This is a genomic window from Clostridium sp. HBUAS56010, assembly GCF_007115105.1.
Lineage (GTDB): Bacteria > Bacillota > Clostridia > Lachnospirales > Lachnospiraceae > Lacrimispora.
The window spans coordinates 1-9,496 of sequence record NZ_SULJ01000025.1; the positions used below are offsets into that span (position 1 = coordinate 1).

Sequence of the window (9,496 nt, forward strand, 5' to 3'; positions counted from 1 at the left end):
CTATGTAAACACCGTTTTTTACCGGCGATAACATGAAATTTGCTCTATATGAAATCTAAATAAAAGTTGCATTTTCTCGGAAATTCCGAAACGATTTTGAATTTTCCGATAAAAAGGTGCAAAAATAATAAGGTATAGAAATACCATATCCGAATATTGATATTCTTATTTATGTAATCCTTAACAAACTCTCCTTGCTTCTATAGATTTGGTCGACTGGTTATTTGACGCATACGACTTAAATCTCACACTTAATTATAGAAAATTTATCATCTTCATCATTGTTATACAACGAGTTGTAAGGTCTAATCATATTGCAAATAATATCCTTACAAAGTGTCATGTAATCTTTTACCCGCTCATCCGTCGGGATATCTTCGCTCCAATCTTGAATTGCCTGCAAAGAGTCACAACCACTACAGGAGCCATAATACTGATAAGTAAGTAGATACTCATTTGCTCCTGGCTGATAAGTTTTCTTTGGAATTAAGAACAGCTGTGTTCCTTGATAGTCTCCGTTATCAATGGTTGTTATTTTTTCTTCGTCCCATCTTTCATATTCTGTATCTACTCCTAGATTAAGAATGTATTTTACCACCAACTTTACTAGGTAACTGTAGTTACAAGAGTTAATCTCCTTATCTCTTTTAATGGCTGCTTCCAATTCAATCTTGTTGGCAGCCCATTTATCAATACAATATCTAATCATAAATCTCCTTTTCATTAAACTTGATGTGCAAATAAATACCACAAAACTCCAAAGTACAATATCCAAACTATATTGTCACATTGACGATTCCATTGTAATTCTTTAAACTGTTTCCACTCGTAAGCATGCCAAACAGCAGATATTGCCATGCTAATTGTGAGTGCTTTTAAAAATGCCATTAAACACCTCCTATCTCATACTCTGACTTCACTCTTGTAATTCCACTTAGATTGTAATGACTTAAAAATTCTTCTACTTCATCTCCGGCTGTAAAATCTTTACATAATGAATCTTCTAAAATAGATGGATTCTTATTAATAACAGTCACCACGTCATTTAGAATATCCTGCCATGGCCTAATATTATCGCCACCTGCTCCAAATCTCGTTTCTACACCAATGTTATTAATCACTTCTTCAAAATTCATAAAGTCATTTGTCATTGTGTTCAACATATTATATTTTGCTTTGCTTATATTCATTTTTGTTCTCCTATCTCACAATCATATCTTCAATACTACTTTCAGATATCTTACGCTTCCTGGCAGCATCAGGAGTCATAACGCCAATGTACCAACCACGACTTACTATGTATTTTCCAGGCTTATACTCTCTCAGCCAATCCTCAACCTTTTCAGCAAACTTCTCTTGATATTCACAGATCTTATTATTTCCATAATTGTCTTCGTAGTCATCTTCGTCCATGTATCTTGCAAATACTAAGGCATTTTCAGCTTCTTCTATATCATGTAAAAACTGCTGATACTCTTCTTCCATTTCTTCGTACATGTTTCGCCTCCTATCTATGCTCATTCATTTTTATTATCTGTCCATGATCCACAATCTTTAGCAAATTCTTTCGCATTATCGAGCATACTATCACACTGTTCGTGTCCGGATTCCCAATCGTCTAAACACTCTTCTTTGTATTCACAGCCAAAACACGCCAAAGCTTTTAAAAACTCATCGTTCACTTACATTCACCACACTCTCTGCATTAGAATAAAATCACAATTCTGTTAAAATCTCTTTGAGATTCTTTTTGATGTATCAGTAATTCTATTTGAAATTTTCCTCATGCCAAACCAATTAATGATATTAAGTAGAATAAGGAATGCTCCCAAACCAAATATCACATATTCTACAACTGCCGGAACTGCAAACCAGTCATTTGCTTTAACAACCTCTAGGGCAACTCCAAGTAAAATACAAACAATTCCCATTATGCTTTCTCCCTCCTAACTCCACAAATTAATTAGTACAAATGCTGCCGATATTGCCGCTACCGCTTTCCAGTCAAATTCAAGTTTTAACTCATCAAACAAATTAAACTTCATATGTATCTCCTACTTGCTCTTTCCCCACTGAACTTTACCAGTAGCCGTTACCTCCGGCCTGTTATTTTTTACCTTACTCATGATACGTTTGAATTTTGCGAACTCTGTTTTCTTACCACTTTTCATTTTCCTATCTCCTTTCATTGGTTTATATAATCCTTTATTACAAGTCTAATAATAACACTCCTATGCGAGTGTGTCAATAGAGTTTATAAAATCTTTTTAAAAACTTTTGGTGTATAGCAAACTACACTTTGCTTGTGAAGAGTCTAGTAATTATAAATATTACTAGACTATAAAATAAATCACCTTTTATTTTTTGTAGTATTCTTTAATTAAGTCAGTATCTCCAACTATCATAGCAAGTTCTATTTCAGTTAAATTATACTTTTCTTCTGCCTCTAACCAGATTTCCTCTGCCTTTGCTTCTTTTTTTTCATCTGACATTTTAGTGTCCAATATCAAATCAACTCTGCTAGTAACATAAGTAAATATCTCCATTTTTTTGGAACTTGATAGAGTTTCCTCAGTCGATTTTATGCTACCGGTCTCCTTACTTGATTCATTTTCGGCAGACTTGGTAATGGTAAACGAATATGTGGTACTGGATAAAACTGAAGCTGACGATTGATTTTTACAACCTACTAAAATAGTTGCACATAAAATAAAACAAAACAATGCAATTTTTCTCATATCTCTCCCCTTTAAAAACATTCTTTTTCTTCAGTATATCATGTCAATAACAATGTATCAACAATGGTATAAAATAGTTTTCAAGAAATTTGATATTTGGTTATAACTTCTCACACCATTCTCCGTTAATCTTTCTCATTGTGTAATCACCTGTGATAATTCTGTCTCCACAATCAATTGTCATCTCATCTGCATTAACACAGATAGTCACGCAGCACATATCTGAGTATAATTCCTTTATAATAGAGTGAATCTCTTTTAACTTTTCATCTTTAAAGCTGCTCATTTAATCTCCTTTCACTATCAAAGAATGGTTTGCTCGCAACTAAGCCAAATAATATCCTTGTTCAAGATATTTTTCATAATCAGATTTTTTCCATAAATGAGTTTCCGTTGTCTTGCTTCCATAACAGTTCACATTACATAATACCTCTAAATATGGTTCACCTGGGACAAAATCCGGATACCCTCCATCTGTTTGCATATATGTAACAAACTCAGGAGTTTTATCCACGACGGATAATACATTCTCAATGTAACATTCAACTAAATTCATACTAAATCCCTTTCAGTCATAGTTGCCGTATCAATAGTAACTCCCAAAACCGTTTGTAAAACTGCCGGCATCTCATCAACTAATAAGCGATATGGTTTGATTCTACCTCTTGCATTATCTCCAGTTAAATCTTTTACAGTTAAAGGTTCTGGAATATCCAAACCCATTCTTTCAGCTTCTATTTTAACATAATCCTTGCTGCCAATCGTGGCAGTTAAAATTGGAATCTGTGTCATGTGTGATTTCATTATTAAATATGTAGTTTTACCCTTACCTCTTTCTAAGTTTAAAATATCCATCATTTTTCTCCTTTCTTCAATCCAAGTCCGATAGCACAAAAATCTCTAATCTTATTGATCCTGACCATATCATTCTTGATACTCTTATCGTTGCAAATTTCCAATACAGCACCGGCAATCCCCTTAGCCCCAGCAGTCAGACCTTCAAATCTGACCTTCTCCATATTTTCTTTGATCGTAGCCTCTAATTTTAATTCATCATCTTTATTCATACGTCCTCCTTAAATTATACAACCTCTTCTACTACAAACATTTCCTTAAAAACTGAAAGAACTTTAGTAAAATCGTCAAATAGTGGCATATACTGTACGTTTATGTATTGATCGTCTTTTGCCTGTTCAAACGTTACGAATGGAGCAAAAGAAGCCTCCCCTTTATCTAAGCATAAGATACCAAGGGAAATTCCATCTGTTTCCAACTGATAGTGAAAATGATTCTTTCCCATTATTTTTATACTTACGTCGCAGTCCGTTTTCTTCTTTAAGTTCTCTGCAAACTTTCTATAATCATCAACTTTTATGATTTCCATATTCATTTTCCTCTCTTAATTAAAGCACTGTTTTATGGTAATTACATTGAATCCGCTAGATTCTTTGATTCCCATGCTGCTATTTTCGTTCTCAATCTTGCTACCGCTAAATTATATCCATCTGTATAGTTAAATTCATCATCTGGAGAACAGATTGCCTCTGCTCTTAATACAACAGGAAAATCTACTGTTTTTACCTGATATTTCTTTCCATTTTCTCGTGCTTCAATCAGAGTATCACAAATGTCGCTATCTTTATCAATATATGTAATTTCACACTGGCTCCACTCACTCCATTCCCTAATAGTATTCACTTGTTCACCATAAGGTTTAAAATAAGTCTCGTATTCTGTATACGACATGCAACCAAGGTGTAACCCGTTTCCAAACTTAAATGAAATCACTCCATATTCCGTTACTTTTACAACTTCACACACTTCGCCCACGTTCGTGAAAGGTCCCATTTCTTTTACCAATTCAATCTTACTTCCTTCAATAATCATGCTACTCTCTCCTTTTCTACGGTTGAAAAATTTTCGTTCCATTTATTAATAATTGACTGTTCTTCTGCAGACACTGGGTCGTTAAATCTTCTCTTTGCCTGAACAATGCGGTTATTCCTAACTTCAATTGTCACAAGACTTTCTTCTTGCTCATTCTTTTTTCTCATAAACAAAATATGGCAATTACCATCAATGACCCTCTGTATGTATGATGCAACACAATTATTCTGCTTTACAGCCTCTTCCTTGATTTCTTCTGTACTATTTGGATATATAAAACAATAATTCCCAATGGTGCATTCATATGATTTGTTAATCATCTTTTTAAAATCCTGTTCCTCAAATACTGTTTTAAGCCGGTTGTAGTTCCTACAGGCGATTTTATGAGTGGTTAGAAAATGTCTTGGATACTTATCGAATTTAGGACTTATTTTATTCATCATAAAAGCATAGTCATATAGCTCTTTCATAATAAATCCAACATCATCAATTGCTTCGTAGGTAGTTAGTTCATCTACATATACACAAAGTGCTTTTGCAGTGTACCCATATTCATCAATAAGATAATTGTAATAAGAACGATAGCACCTCTCATCGCTTCTAACATATTCTCCATCAATTGAATAGAATTCTCTAGTAAGCATAGTTGCGACATCCTGATGCCCAATGCTCATGTAATCTAAATTAAAGGCAATTAAATTTGCATCAGGGTTGTGCTTGTAATACTTGATCAATTCATTCGATATTTTTATTTCATGTTGCCTACATATTTTCAATAGTGGCTTCGGAACTTCATTGATTTTAAAAGATAATCTTGATGCAATATTAGTAATTCCAGCCGAAAAATATTGTTCATACATTGAATACTTTGGAACTCGGCTTAAAATTGTACCAATATTTGAAATATAATTATCTTCTTTTCTAACCACAAAATATAAGAAGTTGGCATAGTTTTTATCGTCACAACACTCGATTAAATCTTCTAATGAAAATCCTGATAGTTGCCCCTTTAGATCCTTTACTGGCTTTCCTTTAATTCCGATAGATTGCTTTGTTGCAAAATCATATTTCACAGTTCTCCCATCTTCGTAATCAAAAACAAGAAACTGTTTTTCTTTGTATACTCTCGTTAAAAACACTCCTTTCTAAATATAGAATATTTTTTTTGAAATATGGAATTCCTACCAAAATAACCGCATATATCTTATGTTAAAAGGAGGACATTCATATGATAAAATTTAACAAGTTTTGCATAATTGTTTTTATAACACTTATGTCATTTGAAAAATTGCTATACCTACCTGATACAATTGAAAGAATAGAAACGTCAGTAATTTTTACAATTAAAGATATTGCAATTGAATTTCATGAAGTTGTCGAATAACCCTTCCCATAGAGAGGCTGATAAAGGCCTCTCTTCTCCATAAAATATATCTTTGCTTTAGTCTTTAAAATACAATTCTTCTTTGGCTTTATTAACTGTTTCTATAAACTTATTTACCCTCTCTACAATGGGAGAATTAAAGAGATGACCTCTGAGTTCTAATTTATTTTCGCTGTAGTGCATAGAAATTTCATCTTCATGAATAACCACATCTTCACATGCCAGAATCATATTCTCACGTCCATTATCAATCAGCCGTCCAGTAAGTTTATGTAAATACCCTACAGTAACTTCATTCTCCACTATTTCAGGCCTCCACTTTCTCCAACCAATACTCAGTATTCATCGTAGTTACATGCAACACATTTCCATCTTCCTCAATATCCTCAATTAAAGACGTTCTCATCATTCTCCCGGAGTCACCATTCCACAAGAAACAAAATCTATTACCTGGTTTCATAAACTCTGGATATAAAATTTCTCCAGTCATATCAGGACACAATTCTATAATCTCTTTAATTGCATCGTGCTTAACATTGCCATTTCTATCTGTTACGTTTGTAATCTTATACAATATCATTCTCCTTTCAGTTGGCGCATCTTAATTTTGATCTGAATTCCATTACCTTACTTTGCAAATATGATGGCTGAACAGGATATTCTAAACCCAAATTATTCAAAACCTTTTCATCATAGCCTAACAGTTTTACACATTCCAAAGCTTCAGATTTTTCAAAATAATTAAGTTCTTCCTGTATATCGAATCTCCCATGCCTAATTAAAGCAGAATCAATCCTGTCTTTATAATTAGTGGTTGCCACATATATAGTATTACTTGTAGAATAAACTCCGTCTAATAACTGGAATAACGCATTCTGATTATTGTCCTTTTGCTTCTTCTGATCTACGGCTAATTCAATTCCTTCAAGTTCTTCTCTACTCTTGAAATACATATCAAAATCTTCAATAAGAACAACGATTGTTCCACAATATTTCTTACGCATCTTGATAATGCTATTGACAGATTTCATGATACTGTCTGGATTTACGGTCAGTATCGGTGCGTTATCAAACATACAGCTAATTGCTTTGGCAATCGTGGACTTGCCCGTACCCGGTTTCCCATAAAGAAAAACTCCTATCTTGTGCGTAAGCTGGTGATTCTTATACCACTCCTCACTATTTTTCCAGTTTGTTAGACCGTCTACAATACGGCCTTTAACCTCTTTATTAAGTACGATGTTATCAAAATCATGAGGAATAATATCACAGCTAACATCAAAGTCATTTAAGTATGTTACGTTAATATGCGATTTATCTGTAATTTTAAGAGTATCTTTTAGAAACTTTACTCTATTTTCATACCTGTTCTTGCCAAGGAAAGATAATTTTATCCGGTGTGGTGAATATCCAATTTTGTCTTTGTTTTCCCTGGAAGCATTCACTTTTAAATAATTCATCTTATCGAGTTTTATCATGTAGGTGCTATCTTCTTCCAATTCAAAGAAGTCATTGTTTGTAGTAGGAGCTTTATGCTTCTCATATTTATCAGGACAGAGACTGTATACAAGTTTATTTACCTTGTTATATGAATTATCCCACTCTGCGACGTTAATTGTTGATAGCTTCATAGACTTAAAAATCTGAAATGCTCCGGTTAGAGCAGCACTTCCTACCGATACGGCTATTCCAGTCATAACCCTATCCAGTACAGAACTTTCTTTGCTGATTATCATCATCTCCTTTTATCATTAAACTGTTCTTTGGTCACAAATTTGCAAGTTCTTTTTGCATTTCCAAAATGTTTTCTTCTAAAAACTTTTTCCTGGCAGCACGCTCTTTTTCTAGTTTAACAGCTTCCAAATCTTCATTTACCTTATAGAATGAATCCTCAAATTCCCAGAAATCATGCTCGTCACCTTTCCAATTATGGCTGATGATATTAGTTACCTTTTTGATGGAAACTCCGGGAGCATACCAGTCACAACCATGTCCGCAACACTGTTTATCTTCTCTGTAATCCTCATCAGTTGGTAAACACTGGCAATATCCCCATGGTCTATCATCAATATTAAAGTTTATAACGTATGTAATGTCAGAGAAATCAGCATAAGTTTTATTTGATTGAGTCTTATAAAAGCTAATATTAATAAATCCATTTCCATACCCATCCGCTTCATCTTTGCAGTAGTTTACATCGAAAATACTCCATTCTTTTAAATGATCTTCCAGTTCTTTTAGTGGATTGTTTTCCATGACTTGCATTAACGGAGCAAGCATAAACGGAACATTCAATGGTGTCCAGTCAGAATCAGGTGAGTTTCTTTCATTTTCTTCCTTTAAACATTTTGTAATTCTACTGATTAAATCCTGTTTTAAGTAGTCGTTCATTTAATTATCCTCCTTGGAATTACATTATTCTTCCTGTTCTAAAGAAAAATGGCCATACACTACTATATAATGATGCCAATGATTCCAAATCACTATCAAAAGAAATCTCTTCACCATAGTCGTTCACGTATTTTTTATGTAACTCAATGAAATCACTGCCAAGTTTCTTTACTTCATCACTACGTCGATTCTTTTCGGCAAGTAATTTCTCCTGCTTCGCTCTTTCAGCAGCCAATGTATTCTCATGCTCCAAACATTCCTGTTCAGAACTGAAAATCTGTACCTGGTCAATGCCGACCTTATTCTTCATAATTCTCTTGTAATCTTCGTCCGAAATATATCTCATTTATTTTTCCTCCATTATTAAAATTAAACTCTGTTTTGCCTGTGAACTTAATCCGTATTTCGTAATGTAAGAACTGCTGGATTAACAATGCCTCTACCTTCATAATCGTATTTTTTATTGTGCCATGCTTTCAAATGTTTTCCATAGTCCCAGCACTGAGAAAGAATACTTACTGCACAGCCATACATGAAACCCGTAATCCCTTCCGTATCCGCCTGATGACTTGTAACATCTGCATTTTCAATAATGACTTTCAATGGCTCCTCTTGAGATTCATTAATTTTTGTTTCTAGTAGCTCTGCCCATTTTTCTGCATATTTAAAGCACATTTTGCCATATTCACCACTTTGATTTTCGTACCATTCTTTATAATCTTGCTCTTTTCCTTTTACAATCTTCATCTACAATTCCCTTTCCTTATAATCTGGAAGAATAATACTCTTCCCATCTTTCATCCCAATATGGTTCAACGACATTTTCGTAATATCCTTTGCAACAGGTTATATAATTTGATTCTTCATCTTCATACACGGTTCTCATATGAAACCGTTTAGGATATTTAAAGAATCTATACTTACAGTCACCGCAACCATTGCAATATCCAAGTACGTCTTTGATAAAATCAACAACACTTTTCTTTATATCCAACATCTCCTTTTCTTAGCAAACTTTAATTTGCTTTAAATTATGTATTGTTACCTGCCCACTGCTCCGCCATGGCTTTGGCAATTCCAGGGAATGTCTTACTTC

21 protein-coding genes are annotated in these 9,496 nt (G+C 33.8%); 1 reads left to right on the forward strand and 20 read right to left on the reverse strand.

What is annotated here, in order from left to right; genetic code table 11:
* Window positions 1–238: 238 nt before the first annotated feature.
* From FAY33_RS18475 to FAY33_RS20000, 14 genes are all read right to left on the reverse strand, one after another.
* On the reverse strand, window positions 239–709 hold the full coding sequence (locus tag FAY33_RS18475) for a hypothetical protein (protein ID WP_143322806.1): 471 nt from the start codon (window positions 707–709) through the stop codon (window positions 239–241).
* Between the two features lie 14 nt (window positions 710–723).
* Window positions 724–888 carry a hypothetical protein gene (locus FAY33_RS19675; protein ID WP_185967711.1) on the reverse strand — a complete coding sequence of 55 codons (165 nt, stop codon included), beginning with the start codon at window positions 886–888 and terminating at the stop codon, window positions 724–726.
* Window positions 888–1,190 carry a hypothetical protein gene (locus FAY33_RS18480; RefSeq protein WP_143322808.1) on the reverse strand — a complete coding sequence of 101 codons (303 nt, stop codon included), beginning with the start codon at window positions 1,188–1,190 and terminating at the stop codon, window positions 888–890. The genes FAY33_RS19675 and FAY33_RS18480 overlap by 1 nt, the downstream gene beginning before the upstream one ends.
* A 10-nt stretch (window positions 1,191–1,200) precedes the next feature.
* A complete protein-coding gene (locus tag FAY33_RS18485; protein WP_143322817.1) occupies window positions 1,201–1,497 on the reverse strand; it encodes a hypothetical protein in 297 nt (98 codons plus the stop codon).
* A 20-nt stretch (window positions 1,498–1,517) separates the two neighbouring features.
* Complete coding sequence (locus tag FAY33_RS19680) at window positions 1,518–1,682, reverse strand: hypothetical protein (protein ID WP_185967712.1); 165 nt, start codon at window positions 1,680–1,682, stop codon at window positions 1,518–1,520.
* A 45-nt stretch (window positions 1,683–1,727) separates the two neighbouring features.
* Window positions 1,728–1,931, reverse strand: a complete 204-nt coding sequence (locus FAY33_RS18490) for a hypothetical protein (protein WP_143322819.1) — start codon at window positions 1,929–1,931, stop codon at window positions 1,728–1,730.
* A 426-nt stretch (window positions 1,932–2,357) separates the two neighbouring features.
* Window positions 2,358–2,738 (reverse strand): hypothetical protein, encoded by a 381-nt coding sequence (locus tag FAY33_RS18495; RefSeq protein ID WP_143322822.1) that lies wholly within the window; start codon window positions 2,736–2,738, stop codon window positions 2,358–2,360.
* A 100-nt stretch (window positions 2,739–2,838) separates the two neighbouring features.
* Window positions 2,839–3,024 carry a hypothetical protein gene (locus FAY33_RS18500; protein WP_143322825.1) on the reverse strand — a complete coding sequence of 62 codons (186 nt, stop codon included), beginning with the start codon at window positions 3,022–3,024 and terminating at the stop codon, window positions 2,839–2,841.
* Window positions 3,025–3,063: 39 nt separating this feature from the next.
* Window positions 3,064–3,294, reverse strand: a complete 231-nt coding sequence (locus FAY33_RS18505) for a hypothetical protein (protein WP_143322828.1) — start codon at window positions 3,292–3,294, stop codon at window positions 3,064–3,066.
* On the reverse strand, window positions 3,291–3,596 hold the full coding sequence (locus tag FAY33_RS18510; protein ID WP_143322831.1) for a hypothetical protein: 306 nt from the start codon (window positions 3,594–3,596) through the stop codon (window positions 3,291–3,293). The genes FAY33_RS18505 and FAY33_RS18510 overlap by 4 nt, the downstream gene beginning before the upstream one ends.
* Window positions 3,593–3,805, reverse strand: coding sequence for a hypothetical protein (locus FAY33_RS18515; protein ID WP_143322833.1), 213 nt, complete (start codon window positions 3,803–3,805; stop codon window positions 3,593–3,595). Before FAY33_RS18515 ends, FAY33_RS18510 begins: the two co-directional genes overlap by 4 nt.
* A 14-nt stretch (window positions 3,806–3,819) precedes the next feature.
* A complete protein-coding gene (locus tag FAY33_RS18520; RefSeq protein WP_143322836.1) occupies window positions 3,820–4,122 on the reverse strand; it encodes a hypothetical protein in 303 nt (100 codons plus the stop codon).
* 41 nt (window positions 4,123–4,163) lie between these two features.
* A complete protein-coding gene (locus tag FAY33_RS18525; RefSeq protein ID WP_143322838.1) occupies window positions 4,164–4,625 on the reverse strand; it encodes a hypothetical protein in 462 nt (153 codons plus the stop codon).
* Window positions 4,622–5,698: a PcfJ domain-containing protein gene (locus FAY33_RS20000; protein ID WP_243126839.1), complete on the reverse strand. Its 1,077-nt coding sequence runs from the start codon at window positions 5,696–5,698 to the stop codon at window positions 4,622–4,624. Before FAY33_RS20000 ends, FAY33_RS18525 begins: the two co-directional genes overlap by 4 nt.
* 155 nt (window positions 5,699–5,853) lie before the next feature.
* On the opposite strand from FAY33_RS20000, the gene FAY33_RS19685 reads away from it, so the two are divergent.
* Window positions 5,854–6,009, forward strand: a complete 156-nt coding sequence (locus tag FAY33_RS19685; RefSeq protein ID WP_185967714.1) for a hypothetical protein — start codon at window positions 5,854–5,856, stop codon at window positions 6,007–6,009.
* Between the two features lie 57 nt (window positions 6,010–6,066).
* Here the strand turns inward: FAY33_RS19685 and FAY33_RS18535 are convergent, their stop codons facing one another.
* From FAY33_RS18535 to FAY33_RS18560, 6 genes are read right to left on the reverse strand one after another with little or no spacing between them, the layout of a single operon-like run.
* On the reverse strand, window positions 6,067–6,312 hold the full coding sequence (locus FAY33_RS18535) for a hypothetical protein (RefSeq protein WP_143322840.1): 246 nt from the start codon (window positions 6,310–6,312) through the stop codon (window positions 6,067–6,069).
* A gap of 4 nt (window positions 6,313–6,316) precedes the next feature.
* Window positions 6,317–6,583 (reverse strand): hypothetical protein, encoded by a 267-nt coding sequence (locus tag FAY33_RS18540; protein ID WP_143322843.1) that lies wholly within the window; start codon window positions 6,581–6,583, stop codon window positions 6,317–6,319.
* 13 nt (window positions 6,584–6,596) lie between these two features.
* Window positions 6,597–7,745 carry an ATP-binding protein gene (locus FAY33_RS18545; protein ID WP_207706034.1) on the reverse strand — a complete coding sequence of 383 codons (1,149 nt, stop codon included), beginning with the start codon at window positions 7,743–7,745 and terminating at the stop codon, window positions 6,597–6,599.
* Between the two features lie 31 nt (window positions 7,746–7,776).
* Window positions 7,777–8,400: a hypothetical protein gene (locus tag FAY33_RS18550; RefSeq protein WP_143322849.1), complete on the reverse strand. Its 624-nt coding sequence runs from the start codon at window positions 8,398–8,400 to the stop codon at window positions 7,777–7,779.
* Window positions 8,401–8,419: 19 nt separating this feature from the next.
* A complete protein-coding gene (locus FAY33_RS18555; RefSeq protein WP_143322851.1) occupies window positions 8,420–8,746 on the reverse strand; it encodes a hypothetical protein in 327 nt (108 codons plus the stop codon).
* 47 nt (window positions 8,747–8,793) lie between these two features.
* Entirely contained in the window at window positions 8,794–9,147 is a 354-nt protein-coding gene (locus FAY33_RS18560; RefSeq protein WP_143322854.1) for a hypothetical protein, read from the reverse strand.
* Between the last annotated feature and the right edge of the window lie 349 nt (window positions 9,148–9,496).